Source organism: Streptomyces sp. TP-A0874 (assembly GCF_001748085.1).
Lineage (GTDB): Bacteria > Actinomycetota > Actinomycetes > Streptomycetales > Streptomycetaceae > Streptomyces.
In genome coordinates this window covers 21,369-47,453 of record NZ_BBZK01000005.1, presented here as the reverse complement: position 1 = coordinate 47,453, position 26,085 = coordinate 21,369, and the positions used below count along the sequence as shown (strand labels likewise).

Genomic DNA, 26,085 nt, shown 5'->3' with positions numbered 1-26,085 from the left:
AGAGTCGTGAAGAGCAGGACACGTACGGCGGCCGTGGCGGTCGCCGCCTCGATCGCGGCGGCCTCGCTGGCCGGATGCGGCGGCGACAGCCTGGAGGAGAAGGGCGGCGGATCCGCCGGTGACACCAAGGCCTCGCTGGTGATCGGTTCCGCCGGGTTCACCGAGTCGAAGCTCATGGCGGAGCTCTACTCGCAGGTGCTGCGGGACGCCGGATACGACACCTCGGTCAAGACGCTGAAGAACCGCGAACTCTACGAGCCGGCCCTGGAGAAAGGCGAGATCGACATCGTCCCGGAATACGCGGCGACGCTCGCGGAATTCCTCAACGGCAAGGAGAACGGGCCGAAGGCGGAGCCGGTCGCCTCCAGCGATGTGGAACAGACCGTCAAGGCCTTGCGGAAGCTGGCCGAACCGCGCGGACTGAAGGTTCTCGCGGCCGGTAGCGCCGTCGATCAGAACGCCTTCGCGGTGACCGAGGAATTCGCCCGGAAACACCACCTCAAGACGCTCACGGATCTCGGGAAGTCGAATCAGAAGATCCGGCTGGCGGCCGGCGACGAATGCGACATCCGCCCGTACTGCAGACCGGGGCTGGAGAAGACCTACGGCATCGACGTCACCGAGGTCGACATGAAGGGTGTCGGCACCACCACGGCCAAGCAGGCTGTCAAGGACGGCACCGACCAACTGGTGCTCACCACGACGACCGACGCCACCCTGGATGACTTCGGGCTGGTGCTGCTGGAGGACGACAAGAAACTCCAGAACGCCGACAACCTGCTGCCCGTGGTGAACGCGGCGGACGCCGGCAGCGACTCCATCGCCACCGCCCTCGATAAGGTCACCCAGACCCTCAGCACGGAAGATCTCGTCGAGCTGAACCGCAAGGTCGACGCGGAGCGCCAGAAACCGGCGGATGTGGTCGAGGAGTATCTGCGGAGCAAGGGGCTGCTGAAGAAGTAACCGCCAGGGAACGGATCGCCGGCAGCGCCCCACGGGCCGCGGAGTCACGGTAGATTTCTGGCCATGCCTCGTGGACGCCACCGCTTTTCCGAACCTCTGCACAGGCTCCTTCCCGCGATCACGGTCATCGGTGCGTCGGCCGCCTGTACCGCGGGGGTGTGGTTGACCGACGATCCGCTGACGGCCCGTCTGTGGGTGACCGCCGCCGCGGCGGTCACCATCGGCGGCGCCGTCGTCCTGCGGCTGCGGGAACGCGCGGCGGCGCGACAGGTCTCCAAACTGGAGAAGGCGCGCAAACGGGATGAATGGCGCACCGAGGAGCGTCTGGCGGAACTCGAAGCGGAGGTGGAGGAGTCCCGAGCGCTGAGCGCCGCCCTCGACGGCAAGCTCCGCGCCAAGCGCGGTGAACTCGGCCGGCTGCGCAACGAGCACGCAGCGCTGCTGCGCCGCTACGCGAACGCGGAGACCGAGCGGGCCACGGCGCTCGAGGGCCGCCGGCTGCTCGCCCTGGACGCGGCGGCGCCCACCAAGGCGCTGACCTCGTCCGTTGACGACCGGGCTGCGAACGGCGCTCCCACCCCGGTGGCATATCTGCGGGCCGCCGAGGCGCTCCGCGCGCTGGCCCGGAACGGCGCGCGGCAGCGGGCCCAGCGCAGTATCGAGGAGTCCGGCCGGCAGGAGCTGGCCCGCCAAGCCCCGGCCCGGCAGGAAGGGGCCGCACCGCTTCCCGCACAGGGCCTCCCGACGGCCCCGGGCGCGGTCCTGCCGTACCAGCACCCCGGACAGGCACCGCAGCCGGCCGGCTTCGACTACTTCGGCACTCAGAGCGGCGCCGACCTGCCCGACCAGTCCCGGGCCGAGGACGACCGGGCGGTGGAGGGTACGCCGCGGCGTCCGGAACTGGCCTCCGCGCCGGAGGATCTGGCGGACGTGGTCGGAGCCGAGGCCCTCGCCGAGCACGAGGCCGCGCGGCGGGCCCGGGGGGAGCGGATCGTCGGCCAGGTCATCGACCTGGCCGCGCACGACGAGGCCGAGGAGCTGGAACCGCGGCGGCAGGACCGCAGCAACCTCTCCTGAGCCGTCCGGCACCGGGCCGCTGGGTCACTTGTCGATGTCGCCGACCACGAAGAACAGCGACCCCAGGATCGACACCATGTCCGCCACCAGAGTGCCCGGCAGCAACTGGGCCAGCACCTGGACGTTGTTGAAGGACGCGGAGCGGAGCTTCAGCCGGTACGGCGTCTTCTCCCCCTTGGAGACCAGGTAGTAGCCGTTGAGCCCGAGCGGGTTCTCGGTCCAGGCGTAGGTGTGGCCCTCCGGGGCCTTGAGGACCTTGGGCAGCCGCTGGTTGATCGGCCCCGGCGGCAGCTCCGCCAGCCGGTCCAGACAGGCGTCCGCCAGCTCCAGGGCGTTCCAGGTCTGCCCCAGGAGGCACTCGAAGCGGGCCAGGCAGTCCCCCTCCTCCCGGGTGACGACCTCCAGCACGTCCTGGAGCTCCCCGTACGCCAGGTACGGCTCGTCCCGGCGCAGATCGAAGTCGACCCCCGAGGCCCGGGCGATCGGGCCGCTCACGCCGTAGGCGTGCACCGCCTCGGGGGACAGGACGCCCACCCCGCGCGTCCGGCCGCGGAAGATCTCGTTGCCGATCACCAGCCGGTCGTAGACGTCCATCCGGGAACGGACCTCGGCCACCGCGGAGCGGACCCTCCCCAGCCAGCCCGCCGGCAGGTCGTCCTTGAGCCCGCCGACCCGGTTGAACATGTAGTGCATCCGGCCCCCCGAGACCTCCTCCAGCACCGCCTGGAGCTCCTCACGCTCCCGGAAGGCGTGGAAGACCGGGGTGATGGCCCCCAGCTCCAGCGGATAGGAGCCGAGGAACATCAGATGGTTCAGGGCCCGGTTCAACTCGGCCAGCAGGGTGCGGGTCCACACCGCCCGCGGCGGCACCTCCATACCGAGCATCCGCTCCACCGCCAGCACCACGCCCAACTCGTTGGAGAAGGCGGACAGCCAGTCGTGGCGGTTGGCGAGCACCAGGATCTGCCGGTAGTCCCGGACCTCGAAGAGCTTCTCGGCGCCGCGGTGCATGTAGCCGACGATCGGTTCGGCCGAGGTGATCCGCTCGCCGTCCAGGGTGATTCGCAGCCTGAGCACCCCGTGCGTGGAGGGGTGCTGCGGGCCGATGTTGAGCACCATGTCGGTGCTCTCCGCCGCGCCGCCGATGCCGACCGTCGTCTCCGTCATGGGGACAGTCTCGCAGTGGTCGGGGCGCGCGGGCCGCGCGGTGCTGGGCGGTCGCCCGGGCGGTCAGAGCGGGCAGGGGAGGCCGACCGGGTGGAGCAGCCAACCGAAACCGCCGAGGCCGGCGGGCTCGGTGAGCTCGGCCGCCTCGCTCGCCGAGTTCAGCGCCCGGAGGTAGGCGGCCGGTTCGCTCCGGGCCAGCGAGAGAGGCGGGCGGGCGCCGCCGACGCCCAGCCGGTGCAGGGCCTCGCGTTGGGAGAGCAGGGTGCCGCCACAGGAGTCCAACGCCACATGCGCCGTGATGTCGCAGGAGCCGTCCGGGACCGGGGGCACCTCCCGGCCGGCGCGGAAGCCGGTCAGTGAACCGAACGGCGGGCGGGTGGAGCGCCGGTGTCCGTAGTCGACGGCCACCGCCAGCCCCCGGTCGAGGCAGCCCACGGCCCGCTCCCATGCTTCGTCCCGGGGCCTGCCGATCTCCGCCCGCCGCCCCGGCTCCGACAGCGGCCACCATCGGTCGAGCCAGTCGGCGTCCGGACGGGCGGGGCGGGGCCCCGGCCGCTCCCGGCCGTCGGGCGCCACCAGCACCAGTCGGGGCTCGCCGTCGGCGGCCACCTCGACGACGTCCACCGGTACGTTGTCCAGCCACTCGTTGGCGAAGAGCAGGCCGTGGACGCCCGCGGGCGGTTCGGTGAGCCACTCGATCCGAGGGTCGAGCCCCTCCGGCCGGGGACCGACCTCCACGGCACAGGCCCGCAGCCGGGCCAGCGGCTCCGGGGCGAGCCGGGCCAGCACACCGGTCAGCAGTTCCCCCCGCCCCGCGCCGAGGTCGACCATCGTGAGGGTGGCGGGGCTGCCCAGGGACCGGTCGACCCGGCCGAGGAGCTCGGCCACCGCGCCGGCGAAGAGCGGGGAGGCGTGGACGGAGGTGCGGAAGTGGTCGGCGGGCCGCTCCCGGAGGTAGAAGCCCCCCGGCTGGTAGAGCGCTCGCTCGGTGGCCTCCCGCCACCCCCGCCATCCGCCGGTGTCGCTCAACACGGCCCCCACGGTATCCACCTTGCGGAGTAGTCGCGGGGTGCAGGGATCGGTCCTCTGGTTGAGTCCGGCGGCGGCCCTCCGTGTTTACGCTGGGTGACGTGCAGCGCCTCTACGCCTTCCTCCGCCGTCACCCGACCGGGGTGGACAGCTTCTGGGCTGTCGTCCTGTTCGGGCTCTCGGTGCTCGCACAAGTCCACGAGAACGGCCTCATCGGCGGTCTCGTCGTCGGAGTGCTCTGCCTGACCGTGGCGCTCCGCCGCCGCGCCCCGGAGAAGATGCTGCTGCTGGTCGGGGCCGCCGGGGTGGCGCAGGTGGTGTTCGGGGTGGAGACCGGCGTCGCCGACTTCGCCATGCTGGTGCTCATCTACACGGCCGCCGCCAACGGGGCGCGCTGGGCCTCCCGCCTCGGGCTGGCCGGTGGCCTGGTGGCGCCGACCATTGCCGCCTTCCGCTGGCCCAGCGAGTACCAGACCGGGTGGACGACCGTCGTCGCCGCCTGCTTCATGACCGTGCCGTTCGCCCTCGCCTGGGTGCTGGGTGACTCGCTGCGCACCCGGCGGGCCTACTACGCGCAGCTGGAGGAGCGCGCCGCGCACCTGGAGAAGGAGCGGGAGACCCAGTCGAAGATCGCGGTGGCCGCCGAACGGGCGCGGATCGCCCGGGAGCTGCACGACGTCGTGGCACACAACGTCTCGGTGATGGTGGTGCAGGCCGACGGGGCCGCGTACGTCCTCGACGCCGCCCCGGACCAGGCCAAGCAGGCGCTGGAGACCATCTCCTGCACCGGTCGGCAGGCGCTCGCCGAGATGCGCCGGCTGCTCGGGGTGCTGCGCGCCGGGGAGGGTGGCGACTACGTGCCGCAGCCCGACGTGGAGCAGTTGGCGGACCTCATAGAGCAGGTGCGGGACACCGGTCTGCCGGTGGAGTACGAGGTGCGGGGCCGGCCGCGCCCGCTGCCCAGCGGGGTGGAGCTCACCGCCTACCGGATAGTGCAGGAGGCACTCACCAACACCCGCAAGCACGGTGGGCCGCGGGTGGCGGCCACCGTCCGGCTGACCTATGGCGACCAGGAGCTCAACCTGCTGGTGGAGGACGACGGGCTGGGCGCGCAACGGGAGCTGTACGCCGACAGCGGCGCGGACGGTCTGGGCCACGGGCTGATCGGTATGCGCGAGCGGGTGGGCATGGTCGGCGGCAGCCTGGACGCCGGCCCCCGGGCCGGGGGCGGCTTCCGGATCAGCGCGGTGCTGCCGCTCGCCGCCACCGGGTGACGGTCGGGCCGGGCTCCGAGGCGCGCGCTCGTCCCGGGCCGCGGAGCGATGGCCCCCGGTGTGGCGCGCTCCGACCGTGGGGCCGCGGTCCGCCTGCCGCCGCGTCGGAAGTTTGGAACGCCGGTCCGGGAGCACTCATACGGGGCCGAAATCGGCGGGTCCGTCGCGAGGCCGCTTCGAGGAGGGACTTCCCATGGGAGAGAGCACCAAGGAACGGGCTCGGGCGGCCGAGCTGCCGGACGGCGACGTGATCGGGGTGCTGCTGAAGCAGCACGCTCGTATCCGAGAGCTGATGCAGGAGGTGAAGACGACCTCCGGCGAGCACAAGAAGCACGCCTTCGACGAACTCCGGGCCCTGCTGGCGGTGCACGAGACGGGCGAGGAGATGGTGCTCCGTCCGGTGTCGAAGAAGACGGCCGGCACCGAGGTGGCCGACGCGCGCAACCACGAGGAAGACGAGGCCAACCACGTGCTGGTCGGTCTGGAGAAGATGGACACGTCGACCGCGGACTTCGACGAGAAGTTCGCCTCCTTCGAGTCCTCGGTGCTGGAGCACGCCGAGAAGGAGGAGACGAAGGAGTTCCCCTCCGTGCTCGCCGAGCGTTCGGAGGAGGAACGCCAGAAGATGGGCGCCCGGCTGCTCCGGGCGGAGAAGCTGGCGCCGACGCACCCGCACCCCGGGGCGGCCGGGTCGCCGGCGAAGCAGTGGAGCGTGGGCCCGTTCGCCGGGATCGTGGACAAGGTGCGGGACGCCGTCGGCCGGAAGGGCTGAGCAGAGCGCCTCGTCCCCCGGCGCTTCGGAGCGGAGGGCCGCCCGCGGGAGGGTCTGGCACCGGTGTGTCCAGGCCCTCCGGAAGCGGGCCGCCCGACGGGACCGCCCCTTAGGCTGGCCGTATGACGGACGTCCTGCCCGGCCCCTCGGGAACACCGACCAGAGTCATGCTCGTCGACGACCAGGTGCTGCTGCGCACCGGGTTCCGGATGGTGCTGCAGGCGCAGCCGGACATGGAGGTGGTCGCCGAGGCGGGGGACGGCGCACAGGCGCTGGAGACGCTGCGTTCGACGCAGGTGGACGTCGTGCTGATGGACGTCCGGATGCCCAGGCTGGACGGGGTGGAGGCGACCCGCCGGATATGCGGTCGGGAGGACGCCCCCCGGGTGCTCATCCTGACCACCTTCGACCTGGACGAGTACGCGTTCTCGGCGCTCCGGGCCGGCGCCTCCGGATTCCTGCTCAAGGACGTGCCGCCGGAGGAGCTGCTGTCGGCCATCCGCGCGGTGCACAGCGGTGACGCGGTGGTCGCGCCGAGCACCACCCGGCGGCTGCTGGACCGCTTCACCCCGATGCTGCCGAACAGCGGCGAGGAGGAGGAGCGGAAGGGCAGGCTCGGCCGGTTGACCGACCGGGAGCGAGAGGTGATGACGCTGGTCGCCCGGGGGCTGTCGAACAGCGAGATCGCCGCTCGGCTGGTGCTCTCCGAAGCCACCGTCAAGACGCATGTGGGCCGGATACTGGGGAAGCTCGAACTACGCGACCGGGTACAGGCGGTGGTGCTCGCCTACGAGACCGGGCTGGTGCGGGCGGGCTCCTGATCAGAGCCGGGCGAGCAGTCCGCGCACCGCCTGTTCGACATCCTGCGGTGTCCAGGCCAGGCCGGGTTCGCCGACGGTCACCTCCGTCATGGACACCCCGGGCACGCCCGGCTCCCGCCACCTGCGGAACAGCGTGTCGCCGGTCTCCTCAGCCAGCACCACCCCGGCCCAGGTGAGCCGTCCCGCCCCGAACGGGAGCCAGACCTGGAACTGGTGGGTGTGCGGCTGCCCCGGGTGCACCCGGAACCACGGAACGGACCCGGCAGCGGCGAACGCCCTCTCCAGCGCGGCGGCCACCACCCGGGCGTGTGCCACGTACTCGCCGAGCCGCGGCAGCTGCCGGTCGAGGCCCACCAGCGCCGCCAGGGCGGCCGGCCACTGCTGGAAGACCTTCCCCCCGTACCGGTGGCGCCACGCCCTGGCCTCCTCGACCAGGCTCTCCGGCCCGGCCAGCGCGGCACCGGAGAGGCCGTCCAGGGACTTGTAGAAGGAGACGTAGACGCTGTCCGCGAGCTGGGCGATCTCCGGCAGCGTCCGTCCGAGGTGGCTGGTGCACTCCCAGAGCCGGGCCCCGTCGAAGTGCACCACCGCCTCGCGCTCCCGGGCGGCGGCGACCACCGCCGTCAACTCGTCCCAGGAGGGCAGCAGGAACCCCGCCTCCCGCAGCGGGAGCTCCAGCATCAGCGTGCCGAACGGCTCGCCCAGCTCGGCCACCTCATCGGCGTTCGGCGGTCGTGGATCGGTGGTCGGGTGGACGGTCCGCAGACCGCTCACCGCCGAGAGCGCGCCGCCCTCCCACAGCTCGGGGTGGGAGAGCGGATGGAGGGCGACGGTCCGGTTGCCGGTGCGCCCCGCCCAGCAGCGGAGCGCGATCTGCTGGGCCATGGTGCCGGTGGGGAAGAACGCGGCGGCCTCCATACCGAGCAGCTCGGCGACCCGTCGCTCCAACTCACCGACGACCCCGTCGCCGTAGACGTCCGTGCCCTCGGCCAGGTCGTAGCTGGCGGGCGCCTGCCTCGCCAACCGCTCCAGCCGCTGCCCGATCGTCTCCAGCCCGGGGGCGCTCCCCAGCATCCGGCGGGAGCCGCGCCAGGCCGTGAGTCTGCGTTCTGTGGACACTTCCGTCTGCTCATCCATGGGGCCGCTCTCCTGCCGGCAGTAGGGTCGCCGCAGGAGTTTTCCACAGTGGTGGACGCGGAGGCGGGCCTTTTCTTCGGGGCGTGGGGCGCCCGCGTAGCATGGCGGGAGACGTCCGGTACCCCATCGCGGACTGGAACGGAAGGCCGGCCTTTTCGTGAATCCACCCTCCAACCCGCCCGAGCACCGTCCGGCGCGGCTCAGCGTCGGTGTCGTCGGCGCGGGCCGGGTCGGCCCCGCGCTGGCCCGCTCACTCCAACTGGCCGGTCACCGGCCGGTCGCCGTCTCGGGCGTCTCGGACGCCTCGGTGCGCAGGGCCGCCGCCCTCCTCCCGGACGTGCCGCTTCTCCCGCCGGCCGAGGTGCTGGCCCGGGCCGAGTTGGTGCTGCTGACCGTGCCCGACGACGCGCTGCCCGCCCTGGTGGAAGGGCTCGCCGAGACCGGCGCGGTCCGCCCCGGGCAGCTGCTGGTGCACACCTCCGGGCGGTACGGCACGGCGGTGCTCGACCCGGCCCGCCGGGCCGGCGCGCTGCCGCTGGCCCTGCATCCGGCGATGACCTTCACCGGCACCCCGGTGGACGTGGAGCGGCTGGCCGGCTGCTCGTTCGGCGTCACCGCGCCCGAGGAGCTGCGACTGGCTGCGGAGGCCCTGGTCATCGAGATGGGCGGGGAACCGGAGTGGATCGCGGAGGCCGCCCGTCCGCTCTACCACGCGGCCCTGGCGATCGGCGCCAACCACCTGGTCACCCTGGTCGCGCAGTCCATGGAACTGCTCAGCACCGCGGGCGTGGCCGCCCCCGAGCGGATGCTGGGCCCGCTGCTCGGCGCCGCGCTGGACAACGCGCTGCGCTCCGGGGACGCGGCCCTCACCGGACCGGTGGCGCGCGGCGACGCGGGCACCGTCGCCGCCCACGTCGGCGAGTTGCGGAGGCACGCCCCGCAGGCGGTCGCGGGATACCTGGCGATGGCCCGGACCACCGCCGACCGGGCGCTCGCCCACGGCGTGCTCAAGCCCGAGCTGGCGGAGGACCTGCTGGGTGTTCTCTCCCACGAGGCGGGTGACCTGTGATGCCGCAGCTGATACGCACCGGGGCCGAGCTGCGGTCCCTGCCGGTCGCGCCGTCCGGGCGGCGCGCGGTGGTGATGACCATGGGCGCCCTGCACGAGGGGCACGCCCGGTTGGTCTGCGCGGCCCGCGAAAAGGTGGGCCCGCGGGGGCAGGTGGTCGTCACCGTCTTCGTCAACCCGCTGCAGTTCGGGGCCGGCGAGGACCTCGACCGCTACCCGCGCACCCTCCAGGCCGATCTGGAGCTGGCCCTGGAGTGCGGGGCGGACGCGGTGTTCGCCCCCTCCGTGGAGGAGGTCTACCCGGGCGGCGAACCGCAGGTGCGGATCTCCGCCGGGCCGCTGGGCGAGCGGCTCGAAGGCGCCGTCCGCCCGGGCCACTTCGACGGGATGCTCACGGTGGTCGCCAAACTCCTCCACCTCACCGCCCCGGACCTGGCCCTCTACGGTCAGAAGGACGCCCAGCAGCTCGCCCTGATCAGCAGGATGGCGCGGGACCTGAACTTCCCCGTGGAGATCGTCGCGGTGCCCACCGTCCGGGAGGAGGACGGACTGGCCCTGTCGAGCCGGAACCGCTACCTCTCGCCCGCGGACCGGAAGACCGCGCTCGCGCTCTCCACCGCGCTGGCGGTCGGGCGGTCCGCGAGCGGTGCCGGTCCGGAGGCCGTGCGGAGCGCCGCCCGGGCCGAGCTGGACCGGGCCGCCGAACTGGAGCCGCCGCTGGTGCTGGACTACCTGGCGCTGGTGGATCCCCGGGACTTCATCGAGGTGGGCCCGGACTTCAGCGGTGAGGCGGTACTGGCGGTGGCGGCCAGGGTCGGCGCCACCCGCCTGATCGACAACCTGCCGATCAGCTTCGGAGCGGGCCGATGAACACCGGCGTCGGCATACCGCTGCCGGCCGCCGCTCCGGGGTGGTCCGTCGAGGCCGACGTGGTCGTGGTCGGCTCCGGCGTCGCAGGACTCACCGCCGCGCTCCGCTGCGCCACCGCCGGTCTGCGGACCGTCGTCGTCACCAAAGCGCGGCTGGACGACGGCTCCACCCGTTGGGCGCAGGGCGGGATAGCCGCGGCGCTCGGCGCGGGCGACACCCCCGAGCAGCACTGCGAGGACACCCTGGTGGCCGGTGCCGGGCTCTGCGACACCGCGGCGGTGCGCACCCTGGTCGGCGAGGGGCCGGACGCGGTGCGCCGGCTGATCGAGACCGGTGCGCGGTTCGACCGGGACACGGCCAGCGGCCGGCTGCTGCTGACCCGGGAGGGCGGCCACCACCGCCGCCGGATCGCGCACGCCGGCGGCGACGCGACCGGTGCCGAGATCTCCCGGGCACTGGTCGAGGCGGTGCGGCGGGCCGGGATCGAGACCGTGGAGAACGCCCTGGTCCTGGATCTGCTCAAGGACGCCGCGGGCCGGGCGGCCGGGGTCACCCTGCACGTCATGGGGGAGGGACGGCGGGACGGCGTCGGCGCGGTACGGGCCCGGTCGGTGGTCCTCGCGACCGGCGGTATGGGCCAGGTCTACTCCGCCACCACCAACCCGGCGGTCTCCACCGGCGACGGTGTGGCGCTCGCTCTGCGGGCCGGGGCCGAGGTGGCCGACCTGGAGTTCGTCCAGTTCCACCCCACCGTCCTGTTCCTCGGCGGCGACGCCGAAGGGCAGCAGCCGCTGGTCTCCGAGGCGGTGCGGGGCGAGGGCGGCCACCTGGTCGACGCGGCCGGGGTGCGCTTCATGGTGGGCCGGCACGAGTTGGCCGAGCTCGCCCCGCGGGACATCGTGGCCAAGGGCATCATGCGCCGGATGCGGGAGCGGGACGCCGAACACATGCTCCTCGACGCCCGGCACTTCGGCGCGGAGAAGTGGCGGCAGCGTTTCCCGACGATCCTGGCGGCCTGCCGGGCGCACGGCATCGACCCGGTCACCGAGCCGGTCCCGGTGGCGCCCGCCGCCCACTACGCGAGCGGCGGGGTCCGCACCGACCTGTACGGCCGCACCACGGTGCCGGGGCTCTACGCCTGCGGGGAGGTGGCCTGCACCGGGGTGCACGGCGCCAACCGGCTGGCCTCGAACTCGCTGCTGGAGGGGTTGGTCTTCGCCGAGCGCATCGCCGCCGAGATCGTCTCCCGCACACCGGAACAGGCACCGGCCCCCGCGCAGGCACCGGCCCCCGCGCAGGCACCGGCCGCAGCCGCCGGCCCCGGCGGCGCGCTGCTCGCCCCGGAGGCCCGGACCGCCATCCAGCGGACCATGACCTCGGGGGCGGGCGTGCTTCGGAGCGCCGACAGCCTCGCCGCCGCCGCGGCCGAGCTGACGGGACTCGCGGCGGCCGCCACCGACCGGCTGCTGCGGGACGGCAGGACGGCCGATCCCTGCGTGGAGAGCTGGGAGACCACCAACCTCCTGCTGGTCTCCCGGGTCCTGGTCGCGGCCGCCCGAGCGCGTGAGGAGACCCGCGGCTGCCACTGGCGCGAGGACCGGCCCCGACCGGACGACGCGCGGTGGAGCCGACACCTGGTGGCCCGGCTGACCCCGGAGGGCGAGATAGCGCTCGACCCCAGCGCGACGGCGGACCTGCCGCCGACCCGACCACCGCACCCATCCGCAGACGCCCGAGAGGAAACTCGTGAACACGCCTGACCGTCCACAGCCTGTGGACCTTCCGCTGCTCCAGATCGGAGGCCCCGCCGCGCAGGGCGGGCCTTCGGAAGGCGGGGGCTGCGGCGCCGCCTGCGGCTGCGGCCAGGGCGAGGAGTACGACCTCGACCCCCTGGAGTGCGGCCTCGACCCGGACCTGGTCGCGCTGCTGGTCGCCGACGGCCTCGACCCGGTCCAGGTGGAGGACATCGCCCATCTGGCGATCGAGGAGGACCTCGACCAGGGCGTCGACGTGACGACCGTCGCCACCATCCCCGAGGACGCCGTCGCCACCGGTGACTTCACCGCCCGCGAGGCCGGCACCGTCGCCGGGCTGCGGATCGCCGAGGCGGTCCTCTCGGTGGTCTGCACCGACGAGTTCGAGGTGGAGCGGCACGTCCGGGACGGCGACCGGGTCGAGCCGGGACAGCGGCTGCTGTCGGTCCGCACCCGCACCCGGGACCTCCTCACCGGAGAGCGCAGCGCGCTCAACCTGCTCTGCCGGCTCTCCGGGGTCGCCACCGCCACCCGCGCCTGGGCGGACGCGCTCGAAGGCACCGGCGCGATGGTCCGCGACACCCGGAAGACCACCCCGGGGCTGCGCGCCCTGGAGAAGTTCGCGGTCCGCTGCGGCGGCGGTGCGAACCACCGCATGTCGCTGTCGGACGCGGCCCTGATCAAGGACAACCACGTGGTCGCCGCGGGCGGTGTCGCCGAGGCGTTCAAGGCGGTGCGGGCCGAGTTCCCCGGCGTGCCGATCGAGGTGGAGGTGGACCGGCTCGACCAGTTGGAGCCGGTGCTCGCCGAAGGCGCGGACCTCATCCTGCTGGACAACTTCAGCCCCGAGCAGACCGCGGAGGCGGTGGCCCTGGTCGCCGGCCGGGCCCGGCTGGAGTCCTCGGGACGGCTGACGCTGGAGAACGCCGGGACGTACGCCCGGACAGGCGTGGACTATCTCGCGGTCGGGGCGCTCACGCACTCCTCCCCGATCCTCGACATCGGTCTCGACCTGCGCGAAGAGCCGGAAGGGAGCTGAACCGATGCTGCTCACCATCGACGTCGGCAACACCCAGACCGTACTGGGGATGTTCGACGGCGAGGAGATCGTCGAGCACTGGCGGATCTCCACCGACCCGCGCCGCACCGCCGACGAACTGGCGGTGCTCCTCCAGGGGCTGATGGGGATGCACCCGCTGCTCGGCGAGGAACTCGGCGACGGCATCGACGGGATCTCGATCTGCTCCACCGTCCCCGCCGTACTCCAGGAGCTGCGCGAGGTCACCCGCCGGTACTTCGGGGACATCCCGGCGGTCCTGGTCGAGCCCGGGGTGAAGACCGGGGTGCCGATCCTGATGGACCACCCCAAGGAGGTCGGGGCGGACCGGATCATCAACGCGCTGGCCTCCGTCGAACTCTACGGCGGCCCGTGCATCGTGGTGGACTTCGGCACCGCCACCACCTTCGACGCCGTCTCCGAGCGCGGGGAGTACGTCGGTGGTGTGATCGCGCCCGGCATCGAGATCTCGGTGGACGCGCTGGGGATGCGTGGTGCCCAGCTACGCAAGATCGAACTGGCCCGGCCGCGCGGGGTCATCGGGAAGAACACCGTCGAGGCGATGCAGTCCGGCATCCTGTACGGCTTCGCGGGCCAGGTCGACGGGGTCGTCAACCGGATGGCGACCGAACTCGCCGAGGACCCGGACGACGTCACCGTGATCGCCACCGGCGGTCTGGCGCCGATGGTGCTCGGCGAGGCGTCGGTCATCGACGAGCACGAGCCCTGGCTGACGCTGATCGGGCTGCGGCTGGTCTACGAGCGGAACGTCCCGCGCGGCTGACCGACGCCCGCCCCGCCCCCCGGAAGGCAACCCTCCGTCCGCTCCGTCCGTCACGTCAGTGACGGACTTCGGCGAGGAGGAGCGATGCGGACGAGCAAGGCGCGACGCGGCGGCGCGGTACGGGCGGCGCTGGCCGTCGCCGCGCTGGCGGGCCCGGTCCTGATGGGGGCGGGGCCGGCCGGTGCGGAGCCGGCGGACGGGACCAGGCTGCTCATCGAGGCACCGGGCAGGTACTACATGTACGAGTCCGGGGAGGGGCCGGACGACGGCGCCCTCTTCCTGCTCCGACTCAACCTGGCGGGGGCGCCCGAGGGCACCGATCCGCTGGCCGAGGACGTGGTGCTGACCATCGACACCTCCGACCTGGCGGACAAGGCGGAGGTGAAAGTCGCCGGCGACTTCTGCGATCGGCGCGGGGCGGTCTTCACCTGCGAGTACAGCTCGATCGACGGCAGGACGAGCGTGCAGCCGTTCTACGTCCGCGGGGCCGCCGGCGCCACACCGGGCGCCGGCGGCACCATCCGCTACACCGCCACCTCGGCCAACCTGCCCACTGCGCACGCGGAGACCGAGGCGCTGGTCGGCGGGCCGAAGCTGGCCGAGCGGCGGCACCCGGCGCGTACCGACGTCCGCCCCGGGTCCACCATCGAGTTGACCCCGGCGGTGGCCAACCACGGACACCTCCCCGCCGACCGCGGCATCGGCATCAAGCTGTACGGCGCCGAGGGGGTCAGGGTCGCCCGGGAGCACAGCAACTGCCACTACCAGGCGTGGTCGGACACCGTCGCCTACTGCACCTTCGACACCCCCGTCGCGCCGGGCGAGGCGTACGAGGTGAGCGCGCCCCTGAGCTTCGGGGTCTCGGAGGCGCTGATGTACGGGGAGGTGCGCTACAGCGGTTGGGCGCTGGGCAGCGGTGACCCCTGGGAGTACGAGCGGCCGGAGGACTACGGCGAGACCGGTGCCGGAGCCCCCCTCACGCTCCGGCCGGTTCGGGACACCGGTTTCGAGGAGTTCGGCGGCCACCTGGACCTCACCACCAGCCAGCACGCCGACTACCAGGCGGTCACCGACACCCTCCGGGGCGGGGTGGGGGAGACCGTGCCGCTCGTCCTGGGCGCCCGGAACGCCGGTCCGGGATCGATGGACCTGTCCGGGCGATCCGGGCACGGTGCCGGGACGTACGAGGTGACGCCGCCGGAAGGGACCACGGTCACCTCCATCCCGTTCCCGGGCGAGGACGACGACTGGGCCTGCTCCCCGGCGAAGAAGGGCGCCGAGAAGTACGTCTGCCGGATCGACGAGCGGTTCGAGGCGGGCGCGGAGGAGACCCTGCGCTTCAACGTGCGCATCGACGAGAAGGTCGAGGGCGCCCAGGGCCGGATCGAGGTGCTGGACCGGGACGACTACCCCGCGCGCGACACCGACCGGGAGAACGACTCGGCTGTGATCCCGGTCCGGATCACCGGTGCCGGCTCCGGGGACGGCGGCTCCGGTCCGGGCGCCTCTGGCGGCGGCTCGGCGGGCTCCGCTACCGGTGGCACCGGTAGCGGACCGGGCAGTGGGCCGGAGAGCTCCGGGGCCGGTGGTCTGATGGCGAGCACCGGGGCCCGCGGGGTGCTGCCCGTGGCGGCCACCGCCGCCGCGGTGCTGCTCGCCGGTGGTGCGGCGGTGCTGGTCGGCCGCCGGCGGAGGGCGGAGCAACCCGAGGACCACTGACCGCTACCGGAGGTGGGCGCCGCGCGACCACCCCCGAGCTCCGCACATCGCCGCCCTGCTCGATCGGCACGCCAGGTATCGACAGTTGTGGGTGTTTTTTCTGCTTAGCACTTAAAGTCGGCTCATGTCTTCGCGATACGGTTCCCACGGCGCCGTGGCGTTCGCCGCCGGCGAGTCACGCGTGCCGCGCCATGCCCTCGCCGCCGTCCTGCCGACCGCCTCCTCCCCGGGTCCGCTCGGCCCTCAGCGGGTCGAAGACGCCCAGGAGCCGCTCCGGCCGGCCCCCCGTCTGGCTGCGGAGGGGGAGCCGGACAAACCGCGGCCGGAGCAGCAGCCCAAACCGGCCCCGGAGCCCGCGCAGCGGCCGGAGCCGAAGCCGGGAGCCCAGCCGCCGAGCGACCGGCCGACCCGTCCGGTGCCCACCCCCGCCGAGGTGTTCCCGCCGCGGCGGCAGCCCAAGCGGCCACCCCGCGGCGCGCTCCTCTCCTGACGCGGCGGGGCTGCCGCCGGCGCCCGCTGGCGGCTGGCTACTCTGGAGGCATGGAATACGTCTACGCCCTGCTGCCGCCCGCGGTGATGGCCGTGCTCTTCACCGCGTTGATCATGACGATCGTGAAGAACCAGGGCGGAGCCAACAAGGCCAAGGAGGACGCGGCGGTCGACGCCGCGCTGTCCCGGGCGGACGCGACGGTCCGGAGCGACGACGGGGCCTGAGTCCGGCGGGTGACCGGCCGGTGCGTCCGGCCGGCGGTCGCCCCTGCCCGCTCGGGGCTCCGGCCCCGAGCGGCTGGCGGTGCCCCGAGCCCGGCGGGCGGACGGTTGTGCGGTGGGGGAATCCCCGTTCCCTTCGGCCTCACCTTTTCTGATCAGGTCGGCCGATCGACGCGACCCCTCATTCAGGACATCCAGCACTATTGTTTACGCGTGCCTCGACAACTGGGTGAACTGGAAGACGCCGTGATGACGCGGGTGTGGGAGTGGAACCGCCCGGTCACGGTAAGGGAAGTGCTGGAAGATCTGCAGCGAGAACGCTCCATCGCCTACACCACGGTCATGACCGTATTGGACAACCTGCACCAGAAGGGCTGGGTGCGTCGTAGGCAGGAAGGCCGGGCCTATCTATATGAGGCCGTCTCCACCCGCTCCGCCTACTCGGCCGCACTCATGAACGAAGCGTGGTCGACCAGTGACAACCCGGCGGCGGCCCTTGTGGCGTTCTTCGGCATGATGTCGGCGGAACAGCGGGAAGCGCTTCGCGACGCCATGCGGGTCGTGCAACTCGGCGGTCCCGATGACGACGGCGAACGGCCGGGACGATAGCGTCCCACCATGTCCCCAGTATCAAAAGAGGTCACTGTCCGGCGGGCCCGTACGCGTGATGTGCCCAGGGTCCGCCAACTCATCGACGCTTACGCTCGAGACCGTATCCTGCTCGACAAACCGACGGTGACCCTTTATGAGGACATCCAGGAGTTCTGGGTGGCCGAACGGGGCGCGGACGCCGAGGTCGTCGGCTGCGGCGCACTGCACGTGATGTGGGAAGACCTCGCCGAGGTGCGCACCCTGGCGGTCGATCCGGAGCTGCGGGGCACGGGGGTGGGGCACCAGCTCCTCGCCAGGTTGTTGGAGACCGCCCGCTGGCTCGGGGTGCGCAGAATTTTCTGCCTCACCTTCGAACTCGACTTCTTCCTCAAGCACGGCTTCGTGGAGATCGGGGACACCCCGGTGGACGGCGATGTCTACAGTGAGCTGCTGCGTTCCTATGACGAAGGGGTCGCCGAGTTCCTGGGCCTCGAACGAGTGAAGCCGAACACCCTGGGCAACAGCCGCATGCTTCTTCAGCTGTGATCGGTGGCGCTATTCGCGGCGGGGTCGGCACATGCGCTATGTCCGAAACGCGCATGTTTCTCGTGGCGGTGTTGTAGTGAAGCTCAGCGGAGGGTTTGAGTTTTTGCGGGAAAGGCGGTTTCCTTTCCGTCGTAACTGCATTTTCGATGAAAGGGAATCCGGTGGCACAGAAGGTTCAGGTCCTTCTTGTCGATGACCTCGACGGCGGCGAGGCGGACGAGACGGTGACGTTCGCGCTGGACGGCAAGACCTACGAGATCGACCTCACCACCGCCAATGCGGAGAAGCTCCGGAGTCTCCTCGAGCCCTACGCCAAGAACGGCCGCCGTACCGGGGGTCGTGCCGCGGGGCGCAAGTCGCGCGCCGCAACCGGCGGCAGCCAGGACACGGCCAAGATCCGTGCCTGGGCGAAGGAGAACGGCTACGAGGTGAACGACCGCGGACGGGTGCCGGCGACGGTGCGCGAGGCCTACGAGAAGGCGAACGGCTGACCGGCGGGCGCGCGGGCGGGCTCGGTGGCGCTCCGCGGCCGCCTTGGCCGGCGGCTCCAGGGGAGCGGGGGTGGTGTCAGCGCCCCCGTCCCGCCCTCCGCCGCCGTGCGCGGGTGTTCGGGACCGAACACCCGGCCGGGCCGGGGGCGGGCCCGGGCGCCCGGGCGACGGCCCCGGAGGGGCGTCCTGGGGCGCCGAGCCGGATCCGGCCGCTCCCGCTGGCCGTCTCCCACTGCTGAAGACCGTCTCCCGCCGCTGGGCCGCGAGGTCGGGTCGGCACCGCCCCTGCCTTCCTCTTTCTCCCCTCCCCTTGATCAGCCCGTGGATCGAGCCGTTAGAGTTACGGTATGTCGATATGCGGGTACGGACAGTAGTGAGGGGCGGGGCGTGTCAGCGCACTCAGGGGGCGCAAGGGTGTTCGCCCGTAGCTGATGGAACCGGTCCGCGCCGCATGGAGTGTCCCCCCGTGGGGGTAGACAATTGCCTGGTGAGGAGGGAGGCGTGCGGACCGCGGCGGAGGGGCGTTCGCCGTCGGCGTAGCGGTATCGAGGCTGTCCGTCTGGCCTGCGGGAACATCCTCTCCCACCATCGGGTTGGAGCGATTGTCGGCGATTCGGCAGGTGGGTTCTCCGCACTGGTGCGGGTGAACCGGGCGGATGTCGGCAGTTGGAATGAGCGGTCCCCGCTTGCGGGACTAAGCTGCGGAAGGACAGGGAGGGGACCGTCCCCGATCTGCCTGACCGCTCTGAGGAGCGATTAACGATGTTCGAGAGGTTCACCGACCGTGCGCGGCGGGTTGTCGTCCTGGCTCAGGAAGAAGCCCGGATGCTCAACCACAACTACATCGGCACCGAGCACATCCTCCTGGGTCTGATCCACGAGGGTGAAGGTGTCGCCGCTAAGGCCCTGGAGAGCCTCGGGATTTCGCTCGAGGCGGTCCGCCAGCAGGTGGAGGAGATCATCGGCCAGGGCCAGCAGGCCCCGTCCGGGCACATCCCCTTCACTCCCCGTGCCAAGAAGGTGCTGGAGCTGTCGCTCCGCGAGGCCCTTCAGCTCGGCCACAACTACATCGGCACCGAGCACATCCTGCTCGGCCTGATCCGTGAGGGCGAGGGCGTCGCCGCCCAGGTCCTGGTGAAGCTGGGTGCCGATCTCAACCGGGTGCGGCAGCAGGTCATCCAGCTGCTCTCCGGTTACCAGGGCAAGGAGACCGCCACCGCGGGCGGTCCTGCCGAGGGCACCCCCTCCACGTCCCTGGTGCTCGACCAGTTCGGCCGGAACCTCACCCAGGCCGCTCGGGAGTCCAAGCTCGACCCGGTCATCGGGCGCGAGAAGGAGATCGAGCGGGTCATGCAGGTGCTCTCCCGCCGTACGAAGAACAACCCGGTGCTCATCGGTGAGCCCGGCGTCGGCAAGACGGCGGTCGTCGAGGGCCTGGCGCAGGCGATCGTCAAGGGCGAGGTGCCCGAGACCCTCAAGGACAAGCACCTCTACACCCTTGACCTGGGCGCGCTGGTCGCCGGCTCCCGCTACCGCGGTGACTTCGAGGAGCGCCTGAAGAAGGTGCTCAAGGAGATCCGCACCCGCGGCGACATCATCCTGTTCATCGACGAGCTCCACACCCTGGTGGGTGCGGGTGCCGCCGAGGGCGCGATCGACGCCGCCAGCATCCTCAAGCCGATGCTGGCCCGCGGGGAACTCCAGACCATCGGTGCGACGACGCTCGACGAGTACCGCAAGCACCTGGAGAAGGACGCGGCCCTGGAGCGCCGCTTCCAGCCCATCCAGGTGGCCGAGCCCTCGCTGCCGCACACCATCGAGATCCTCAAGGGGCTGCGCGACCGCTACGAGGCGCACCACCGCGTCTCCATCACGGACTCGGCGCTGGTGGCGGCCGCCACCCTGGCGGACCGCTACATCTCCGACCGCTTCCTGCCGGACAAGGCGATCGACCTGATCGACGAGGCGGGTTCCCGGATGCGCATCCGCCGGATGACCGCTCCGCCGGACCTCCGCGAGTTCGACGAGAAGATCGCCGGTGTCCGCCGGGACAAGGAGTCGGCCATCGACTCCCAGGACTTCGAGAAGGCGGCTTCGCTCCGCGACAAGGAGAAGCAGCTGCTGGCGCAGAAGGCCAAGCGGGAGAAGGAGTGGAAGGCCGGCGACATGGACGTCGTCGCCGAGGTCGAGGAAGAGCTGATCGCCGAGGTCCTGGCCACCGCCACGGGCATCCCGGTCTTCAAGCTGACCGAGGAGGAGTCCTCCCGGCTGCTCCGCATGGAGGACGAGCTCCACAAGCGGGTCATCGGCCAGAAGGACGCCATCAAGGCGCTCTCCCAGGCGATCCGGCGCACCCGTGCCGGTCTGAAGGACCCCAAGCGTCCCGGTGGCTCGTTCATCTTCGCCGGTCCGTCCGGTGTCGGTAAGACCGAGCTCTCCAAGACGCTGGCCGAGTTCCTCTTCGGTGACGAGGAGGCGCTGATCCAGCTCGACATGTCCGAGTTCAGCGAGAAGCACACCGTCTCGCGGCTGTTCGGCTCCCCGCCCGGTTACGTGGGCTACGAGGAGGGCGGCCAGCTGACGGAGAAGGTGCGCCGGAAGCCGTTCTCGGTGGTCCTCTTCGACGAGGTCGAGAAGGCCCACCCGGACATCTTCAACTCGCTGCTGCAGATCCTGGAGGACGGTCGGCTGACCGACTCCCAGGGCCGGGTGGTGGACTTCAAGAACACGGTCATCATCATGACGACCAACCTCGGCACCCGGGACATCTCCAAGGGCTTCAACCTGGGCTTCGCCGCCCAGGGCGACGTCAAGACCGGGTACGACCGGATGAAGGCCAAGGTCAACGACGAGCTGAAGCAGCACTTCCGGCCGGAGTTCCTGAACCGTGTCGACGACACGGTGGTCTTCCACCAGCTCTCCGAGGACGACATCATCCAGATCGTCGACCTCATGCTGGACAAGGTCGACGAGCGGCTCAAGGACCGGGACATGGGCATCGAGCTCAGCTCGGAAGCAAAGTCGCTGCTGGCCAAGCGGGGCTACGACCCGGTGCTCGGCGCCCGGCCGCTGCGCCGCACCATCCAGCGGCAGATCGAGGACCAGCTCTCGGAGAAGATCCTCTTCAACGAGCTGCGCCCCGGCCACATCGTGGTCGTGGACGTGGAGGGTGAGGGCGAGGAAGCCACGTTCACCTTCCGCGGCGAGGAGAAGAGCGCGCTGCCGGACCTCCCGCCGATCGAGTCGGCGGCCGGTGGCTCCGGGCCGAACCTCACCAAGGACGTCTGAGTCCGAACGGACGGCGCCCGGGAACGGTGTTCCCGGGCGCCGTCCGCGTTTTCGAGCCGTCTCGGTCCCGGTGCCTCAGACGACCACCATCCGGATGCCCTCCGGGACCCCCTCGGCCGGCAGCGCGTTCTTGCTCACGGTGAGGGTGTGCAGTCGGGGGAAGGCGCTGAGCCACTCCAGGCTCACCTTCAGGTCGTAGGCGAGCCACAGCTGCTCCAGCCGCTCGGCCACCAGCCCGTCGAGCAGCTGCTCCGGGGTGAAGTGGCCGGCTATCTGGATGGCCGGCCGGCCGCCGAGCCGGCGCAGTGCGTGCAGCTCGGCCAGGCTGGAGACCGGGAAGTCCAGCTGCTGCTCGTCCAGGTGGGCGATGATCTCGTCGGCGTACCGCTCGGTGTCGTAGCGGCGCCAGGCGTTGGCCAGCCGGGAGCGGATGTGCCAGGAGCTCCGGTGCCGCAGGCGCACGAGGTAGTCGATGGCCCGGTCGTCGGCGACCGAGGTGGCCGTGATGGCGAGCCGGTCGGCCTCCTCGTCCGTGAGGTCCGTGGGATCGGGGAGCATCTCCAGCGCGATGGGGCCGATCCAGCCCAGGGCGCGGGCGCTCTCCTCCTTCGCGGGCCGGACCAGGTTGCGGGTGAAGCGCTGGACCCGCTGGCGGACCTCGGGCCCCAGCTCGGTGGCGTGCTCCAGGCAGGCGGCGGCCAGCAGCTTGCGGTGCCGGGCGTGCACCGCCTTGCTGCCGGGACGGGCGCCGAGCAGGCCGTCCAGGAGGTAGGCGCACTCGTCGGGACGGGCCAGGGCGACCGACATCCTGACCACCTCCTCCCAGTCGTCGTGGTGGGCGTGGTCGATCAGGAAGTCGAAGTCGTGGCGTTCGACGATGGCCCGCGCGCTCAGATAGTCCTGGAAGGTCCGGTGCACGAAGTCCACCGAGCCGGGGGTGGGCTCCCGCAGTAGACCGGTCCGGTCCAGCAGGTGACGGAAGATCTCCTCCGGCCCGCCCTGCCGCATCGCCTCGGGTATGGACGGCAGGTGTGCGGTGAGGATCTCCAGCGCCTCCTCGCGGTCCATCTCGGAGCGGCCGTTGACCAGCATCCAGTGCGCGAGCTTCTGTAACAGCCGGATCTTGGGTTCCTGCGGCAGGTCGATGCCGTCCGGCGGGGCCATGGCGCGCTCCCGGTCACGGCGTTCCAGCAGCATCGACAGCGCGGCGTCGTAGAGCGCCTTCCGGCCGCGCGGCAGGTAGCCGCGGCGGTCCCGGTGGAGGGCGCAGAGCAGACCGCAGAGCAGCGGATTGGTGGCCAGCCGCCCCAGCTCCCGGTTGATGCGGACGGTGTCGAGCAGGGTCCGCTCGTACTCGCTGATCCGGTCGAGGTCGCGGGCGCCCTCGGCGCGGACCGCCGAGTGCCAGCGCCGGACGAACCGCTCCACGTTCTCCCGGCTGAGCGGGGTGAGCCGGAACTCCTCGAAGCCCGCGGAGGTCAGCCAGCCGTCGCGGACCGCGGACGGCCGGGAGGTGACCAGCCAGATGTTGCCCGGGTAGTCCCGCAGCAGCCGGAGGAGCTGCTGGCCCAGCTGCTCGCGCCGCGACTGCGGGGCCTCGTCGATCCCGTCGACGAGCAGCAGGCCGCGGCGGGCCCGGAGTACCCGCTCCGCCCAGCCGGGCGGAGCGGCGCCGGCCCCCGGGTAGCGCACGGCGGAGAGGAAGGCTTCGGGCGCCGGCAGCCGCCCGCCGGGGAAGCGCCGCACCGGCAGTACGAACGGGACCCGGCCCCGGAGGGCGGAGAGCGCGGTGGGCAGGTCCCCGCGGGCGGTGGAGACGGCGAGCCACTGCACCAGTGTGGTCTTGCCCGATCCGGCCGCCCCGCGCAGCAGCACCCGCTCGCTGCCGGCCATGGCCTGCTCGGCCGGGAGCGCGGGGCGCGGGTGGGGCGAGGCGGTGGCGGCGTCGGGGCCGGACTCGGCCTCCAGGCTCAGGTATGCGGCGTCCAGCGGCCACCTGTCGGCGGAACGCGTGAGGTCGATCCCGTAGATGGTGAGGTGGTTGTGGCCGGTGACGATGTCCTTGGCGTACTGCTCCTCGAACGCGGTATCCGCAGGATCCATCCCCGTTCTTCCCCCTTTGTGGCCATACGACAGCAGAGAGCGATTCCGGCCTCCCAGGCTAAGGGCTGCCCCGTGGCCCCGGCAGGCCGCGCGCGTCGGCCGTGGCCCACCCGCGTCGGCGAGCGGCCCGGAGACCTCCCGGATCCGGGGTCTTCCGCCACCGATGGCGTGCGCGTCCGGCCGCACCGTGGGCACACTCCGTATGGCGCCGAATCCGGAGAGTGGTCGGCGCGGCCCTGCGGTAGGGACTTCTCGCGGGGGTGCGCGAAGTCGGTCGGCTCGGCCGGAATTCCGTTCCGGCAGAGGAGATCGGACAGGCCGAAAGTCCCTTCGGGGAGGGTCCGCTCCTGCCTTGGAGTGACGTGCCGCACATGACCTGGATCACTTACTAGCGGAATTAGGAGAAGCCTTTCGAATGCGCCCGGGACTTTCGTCCCGTGCCGCTCCGGGTCCACCGGACAGGTATCTCGTCAGGCCTGTGAAGGCCGGTCGGCAGACCGTCGCTGGTCAGCGAGGAAACCCCCGGATCGATGGTGTTTCCGCAGGCAGGAAGGGGCGCGAGAGTTGGGGGCGGGTGCGCTCCCCGGGTATTCCGCGACTACGGGGCCGCTTAGTAGAAGGGGTCCTTGTTGTCGGGCCGAGCGGCGGTTACCAATGAATTGCGATCCGGCAGAGACCGGAGTCCAGCAGTCCGAAGCTCCGAGCAACGGACTTCCGTAGCCGGATCAATTCCTTTTCTTTCGGAGGTACCCCCATGACGAAGCGCACCCAGTTCTTCCGCATCCCGGGCAAGCCCAAGATGAACCGTCGTACGGCCGTCGTGGCCGCCGGTGTGGGCACCTCGCTCGTGTTGGGGACCGGGGTGGCGCTCGCCGCACAGGGCGACGTCTTCGGCTCGACCACGGCCGGTTCCGTGTCCAAGGCGGTAGACGCCAGCCAGACCGACGGCCAGCAGAAGACCGACGGCCAGCAGAAGGGCGACGGTCCGCAGAAGAGCGCCGCCAAGCCGAAGCAGGCCTCCTGGGTGAAGCCGGTCGACAAGTACGAGCTCGGCTCGACCTTCGGCCTCGGCGGTAGCCACTGGTCCAACAAGCACAGCGGTCAGGACCTCGCCGTGCCGACCGGCACCCCCGTGAAGTCCGTCCACAAGGGCACCGTCGTGGACGCCGGCTGGGGTGGCTCCTACGGGAACAACATCGTGGTGAAGCACGGTCCGAACACCTACACCCAGTACGGTCACCTGTCGAAGATCGGTGTGAAGGTCGGCGAGCAGGTGAACACCGGTGAGGAGATCGGTAAGGCCGGTAGCACCGGTAACTCGACCGGCCCGCACCTGCACTTCGAGACCCGGACCACCCCGGTCTACGGCTCCGCTGTCGACCCGGTGAAGTTCATGAAGGAGCACGGCGTCAACCTCTGAGGCGACCCGCACTCCGCGGCGGCTCACGCCGGACCCTGATGGGCGGCCCCTGGAACAGAACGTTCCGGGGGCCGCCCCTGTTTTCCCGCCGAGCCCCGTCTCTCCCGCCCCGCCCGCCGCCGGGCTCAGCGCTGTCGGGGGGTGACGACGGCGATGCCGCCGGTATCGGTGGGCGCGCTGTGGGGCAGGCGCAGCACGGCGACGGCGCCGCCGCCCGGAGCGTTCCGGAAGGTCAGACGCGCCCCCAGCACCCGTGCCTGCCCGGCCGCGATGGTCAGCCCCAGGCCGTGGCCCCGGCCCGCCCGGTCCCGGCTGCCGGTGCGGAACCGGCTCGGACCGCCGGCCAGGAGCGCCGAGGGGAAGCCGGGGCCGTGGTCGCGCACCCGCAGCGCCCGCCCGTCCACCGTCACCTGGACCGGAGGGCGGCCGTGCTCGGCGGCGTTGGCCAGCAGGTTCCCGAGCACCCGCTCCAGCCGCCGGGGGTCCGTCTCCACCTGTGCGTCCTTGACGACGGCCACCGACGCCTCCGGGGCGAGCACCCTGACCCTGCGGACCACGAACTCGCCGAGCGCGATCTCCTGGAGCTCGGCTCGCTCGGCGGCGCTGTCCAGCCGGGCCACCTCCAGCACCTCCTCCACCAGGGTCCGCAGCGCCTGGGCCCGGTCCCGCACCAGCTCGGTGGGCCGCCCCGGCGGCAGCAGTTCCGCGGCGGTCAGCAGGCCGGTCACGGGGGTCCGCAGCTCGTGCGCGATGTCCGCGGTGACCCGCCGCTCCGCCTCCAGCCGCTGCCCGAGCGCGTCGGCCATGGCGTCCACGGCCCGCGCCAGTTCGTCGGTCTCGTCCCGCACCCGGCCGCCGATCGCGTCCCGGACCCGTACACCCCGGTCCCCCTGCGCCACCTTGCCGGCGGCTGTGGCCGCCTTCCGCAGCCTTCGCGACAGCCGGCCGCCGACGAGTACCCCCAGGGCACTGCCGCCGAGCACCACCGAGGCGGAGCCGACCACCAGTGCCCGGTCCAGATCGCGCAGGACGGTGTAGCGGTCCTCGAAGCGGGTGTGGATGGAGAGCACCTTGCCGTCGGCGAGCGGCACCGCGGCCCACACCTCGGGCACGCCGCCGCCGGTGTCCTCCAGGAAGGTGGCGCGCTGCCCGGTGAGGGCCACCTCCCGCAGCTCCGGCGGCAGCTTCGGATCGTCGATCTTGGAGTCGAAGCTGAGCCGGTTGGTCGACTCGTAGATGCGCTGGGCGAACTTGATGCGTTCGTCCTGCACGTCCCGGCTGCCGTCGAGCAGCGAGGCCAGGGCCGCGTTGTGGACCACCAGGCTCAGCGCGATCGCCACCAGCGCGCTGACGACGGCGATGGCTGCGCTGACCTTCCAGCGCAGCCCGGCACCCGGGCGGTTGCGCAGCCAGCGGCGTATGCGGCTGCGGGTGGGTGGGGTC

Annotated in this window: 23 protein-coding genes; 18 read left to right on the top strand and 5 right to left on the bottom strand. The window is 72.0% G+C overall.

Going from position 1 to position 26,085, the window contains the following annotated elements; translation table 11 throughout:
* The first annotated feature begins 6 nt into the window (after positions 1-6).
* Positions 7-963 (top strand): ABC transporter substrate-binding protein, encoded by a 957-nt coding sequence (locus BGP73_RS07855; protein WP_069813128.1) that lies wholly within the window; start codon positions 7-9, stop codon positions 961-963.
* Between the two features lie 63 nt (positions 964-1,026).
* The gene (locus BGP73_RS07850; RefSeq protein WP_079127328.1) at positions 1,027-2,040 is read left to right on the top strand and encodes a hypothetical protein; all 1,014 of its coding nucleotides are present in this window, start codon (positions 1,027-1,029) and stop codon (positions 2,038-2,040) included.
* 24 nt (positions 2,041-2,064) lie between these two features.
* Here BGP73_RS07850 and BGP73_RS07845 read toward each other — a convergent pair whose 3' ends face one another.
* Positions 2,065-3,207, bottom strand: a complete 1,143-nt coding sequence (locus BGP73_RS07845) for an NADH-quinone oxidoreductase subunit D (RefSeq protein ID WP_069813124.1) — start codon at positions 3,205-3,207, stop codon at positions 2,065-2,067.
* A 63-nt stretch (positions 3,208-3,270) separates the two neighbouring features.
* Positions 3,271-4,239, bottom strand: a complete 969-nt coding sequence (locus BGP73_RS07840; RefSeq protein ID WP_069813948.1) for an SAM-dependent methyltransferase — start codon at positions 4,237-4,239, stop codon at positions 3,271-3,273.
* A gap of 98 nt (positions 4,240-4,337) precedes the next feature.
* Here BGP73_RS07840 and BGP73_RS07835 point away from each other — a divergent pair, with 98 nt between their 5' ends.
* The 3 genes from BGP73_RS07835 to BGP73_RS07825 all read left to right on the top strand — a co-directional run bounded on the left by BGP73_RS07835 (position 4,338) and on the right by BGP73_RS07825 (position 7,103).
* Positions 4,338-5,510: a sensor histidine kinase gene (locus BGP73_RS07835; RefSeq protein WP_069813122.1), complete on the top strand. Its 1,173-nt coding sequence runs from the start codon at positions 4,338-4,340 to the stop codon at positions 5,508-5,510.
* 193 nt (positions 5,511-5,703) lie between these two features.
* Entirely contained in the window at positions 5,704-6,282 is a 579-nt protein-coding gene (locus tag BGP73_RS07830) for a hemerythrin domain-containing protein (RefSeq protein ID WP_069813120.1), read from the top strand.
* A 122-nt stretch (positions 6,283-6,404) separates the two neighbouring features.
* The gene (locus BGP73_RS07825; protein ID WP_069813117.1) at positions 6,405-7,103 is read left to right on the top strand and encodes a response regulator; all 699 of its coding nucleotides are present in this window, start codon (positions 6,405-6,407) and stop codon (positions 7,101-7,103) included.
* Here BGP73_RS07825 and BGP73_RS07820 read toward each other — a convergent pair whose 3' ends face one another.
* Positions 7,104-8,240: a threonine aldolase family protein gene (locus tag BGP73_RS07820; RefSeq protein WP_069813116.1), complete on the bottom strand. Its 1,137-nt coding sequence runs from the start codon at positions 8,238-8,240 to the stop codon at positions 7,104-7,106.
* Positions 8,241-8,397: 157 nt separating this feature from the next.
* Here BGP73_RS07820 and BGP73_RS07815 point away from each other — a divergent pair, with 157 nt between their 5' ends.
* The 12 genes from BGP73_RS07815 to BGP73_RS07765 all read left to right on the top strand — a co-directional run bounded on the left by BGP73_RS07815 (position 8,398) and on the right by BGP73_RS07765 (position 21,119).
* Complete coding sequence (locus tag BGP73_RS07815) at positions 8,398-9,309, top strand: Rossmann-like and DUF2520 domain-containing protein (protein ID WP_069813114.1); 912 nt, start codon at positions 8,398-8,400, stop codon at positions 9,307-9,309.
* Entirely contained in the window at positions 9,309-10,178 is an 870-nt protein-coding gene (gene panC, locus BGP73_RS07810) for a pantoate--beta-alanine ligase (RefSeq protein WP_069813947.1), read from the top strand. Before BGP73_RS07815 ends, panC begins: the two co-directional genes overlap by 1 nt.
* Positions 10,175-11,938, top strand: coding sequence for an L-aspartate oxidase (locus BGP73_RS07805; protein ID WP_069813112.1), 1,764 nt, complete (start codon positions 10,175-10,177; stop codon positions 11,936-11,938). Before panC ends, BGP73_RS07805 begins: the two co-directional genes overlap by 4 nt.
* Positions 11,925-12,971 (top strand): carboxylating nicotinate-nucleotide diphosphorylase, encoded by a 1,047-nt coding sequence (gene nadC, locus BGP73_RS07800; protein ID WP_069813110.1) that lies wholly within the window; start codon positions 11,925-11,927, stop codon positions 12,969-12,971. The genes BGP73_RS07805 and nadC overlap by 14 nt, the downstream gene beginning before the upstream one ends.
* Before the next feature lie 4 nt (positions 12,972-12,975).
* Entirely contained in the window at positions 12,976-13,773 is a 798-nt protein-coding gene (locus BGP73_RS07795; RefSeq protein ID WP_069813108.1) for a type III pantothenate kinase, read from the top strand.
* An 84-nt stretch (positions 13,774-13,857) separates the two neighbouring features.
* On the top strand, positions 13,858-15,492 hold the full coding sequence (locus BGP73_RS07790; RefSeq protein WP_079127326.1) for a hypothetical protein: 1,635 nt from the start codon (positions 13,858-13,860) through the stop codon (positions 15,490-15,492).
* Between the two features lie 124 nt (positions 15,493-15,616).
* Positions 15,617-15,982 (top strand): hypothetical protein, encoded by a 366-nt coding sequence (locus BGP73_RS07785; protein WP_139134540.1) that lies wholly within the window; start codon positions 15,617-15,619, stop codon positions 15,980-15,982.
* Positions 15,983-16,032: 50 nt separating this feature from the next.
* Complete coding sequence (locus tag BGP73_RS23030; RefSeq protein ID WP_170837786.1) at positions 16,033-16,206, top strand: hypothetical protein; 174 nt, start codon at positions 16,033-16,035, stop codon at positions 16,204-16,206.
* Positions 16,207-16,416: 210 nt separating this feature from the next.
* Complete coding sequence (locus BGP73_RS07780) at positions 16,417-16,812, top strand: BlaI/MecI/CopY family transcriptional regulator (RefSeq protein WP_079127325.1); 396 nt, start codon at positions 16,417-16,419, stop codon at positions 16,810-16,812.
* Positions 16,813-16,821: 9 nt separating this feature from the next.
* Positions 16,822-17,340, top strand: a complete 519-nt coding sequence (locus BGP73_RS07775) for an amino-acid N-acetyltransferase (RefSeq protein WP_069813102.1) — start codon at positions 16,822-16,824, stop codon at positions 17,338-17,340.
* A gap of 161 nt (positions 17,341-17,501) precedes the next feature.
* Positions 17,502-17,831, top strand: a complete 330-nt coding sequence (locus BGP73_RS07770) for a histone-like nucleoid-structuring protein Lsr2 (RefSeq protein ID WP_069813100.1) — start codon at positions 17,502-17,504, stop codon at positions 17,829-17,831.
* Between the two features lie 762 nt (positions 17,832-18,593).
* Positions 18,594-21,119: an ATP-dependent Clp protease ATP-binding subunit gene (locus BGP73_RS07765; protein ID WP_069813097.1), complete on the top strand. Its 2,526-nt coding sequence runs from the start codon at positions 18,594-18,596 to the stop codon at positions 21,117-21,119.
* A gap of 75 nt (positions 21,120-21,194) precedes the next feature.
* Here the strand turns inward: BGP73_RS07765 and BGP73_RS07760 are convergent, their stop codons facing one another.
* Positions 21,195-23,222 (bottom strand): NACHT domain-containing protein, encoded by a 2,028-nt coding sequence (locus tag BGP73_RS07760; RefSeq protein WP_079127323.1) that lies wholly within the window; start codon positions 23,220-23,222, stop codon positions 21,195-21,197.
* Positions 23,223-23,976: 754 nt separating this feature from the next.
* On the opposite strand from BGP73_RS07760, the gene BGP73_RS07755 reads away from it, so the two are divergent.
* On the top strand, positions 23,977-24,642 hold the full coding sequence (locus BGP73_RS07755) for a M23 family metallopeptidase (protein ID WP_069813095.1): 666 nt from the start codon (positions 23,977-23,979) through the stop codon (positions 24,640-24,642).
* A 125-nt stretch (positions 24,643-24,767) separates the two neighbouring features.
* Here the strand turns inward: BGP73_RS07755 and cseC are convergent, their stop codons facing one another.
* A complete protein-coding gene (gene cseC / locus BGP73_RS07750) occupies positions 24,768-26,051 on the bottom strand; it encodes a two-component system sensor histidine kinase CseC (protein ID WP_069813945.1) in 1,284 nt (427 codons plus the stop codon).
* Positions 26,052-26,085: the final 34 nt, after the last annotated feature.

Coding starts and splice junctions, on each gene's coding strand:
- BGP73_RS07850 (WP_079127328.1), top strand. CDS start 1,027: ATGCCTCGTGGACGCCACCGCTTTTCCGAACCTCTGCACAGGCTCCTT.
- BGP73_RS07845 (WP_069813124.1), bottom strand. CDS start 3,207: ATGACGGAGACGACGGTCGGCATCGGCGGCGCGGCGGAGAGCACCGAC.
- BGP73_RS07830 (WP_069813120.1), top strand. CDS start 5,704: ATGGGAGAGAGCACCAAGGAACGGGCTCGGGCGGCCGAGCTGCCGGAC.
- BGP73_RS07825 (WP_069813117.1), top strand. CDS start 6,405: ATGACGGACGTCCTGCCCGGCCCCTCGGGAACACCGACCAGAGTCATG.
- BGP73_RS07820 (WP_069813116.1), bottom strand. CDS start 8,240: ATGGATGAGCAGACGGAAGTGTCCACAGAACGCAGACTCACGGCCTGG.
- panC (WP_069813947.1), top strand. CDS start 9,309: ATGCCGCAGCTGATACGCACCGGGGCCGAGCTGCGGTCCCTGCCGGTC.
- BGP73_RS07805 (WP_069813112.1), top strand. CDS start 10,175: ATGAACACCGGCGTCGGCATACCGCTGCCGGCCGCCGCTCCGGGGTGG.
- BGP73_RS07795 (WP_069813108.1), top strand. CDS start 12,976: ATGCTGCTCACCATCGACGTCGGCAACACCCAGACCGTACTGGGGATG.
- BGP73_RS07790 (WP_079127326.1), top strand. CDS start 13,858: ATGCGGACGAGCAAGGCGCGACGCGGCGGCGCGGTACGGGCGGCGCTG.
- BGP73_RS07785 (WP_139134540.1), top strand. CDS start 15,617: ATGTCTTCGCGATACGGTTCCCACGGCGCCGTGGCGTTCGCCGCCGGC.
- BGP73_RS23030 (WP_170837786.1), top strand. CDS start 16,033: ATGGAATACGTCTACGCCCTGCTGCCGCCCGCGGTGATGGCCGTGCTC.
- BGP73_RS07775 (WP_069813102.1), top strand. CDS start 16,822: ATGTCCCCAGTATCAAAAGAGGTCACTGTCCGGCGGGCCCGTACGCGT.
- BGP73_RS07765 (WP_069813097.1), top strand. CDS start 18,594: ATGTTCGAGAGGTTCACCGACCGTGCGCGGCGGGTTGTCGTCCTGGCT.
- BGP73_RS07760 (WP_079127323.1), bottom strand. CDS start 23,222: ATGGATCCTGCGGATACCGCGTTCGAGGAGCAGTACGCCAAGGACATC.
- BGP73_RS07755 (WP_069813095.1), top strand. CDS start 23,977: ATGACGAAGCGCACCCAGTTCTTCCGCATCCCGGGCAAGCCCAAGATG.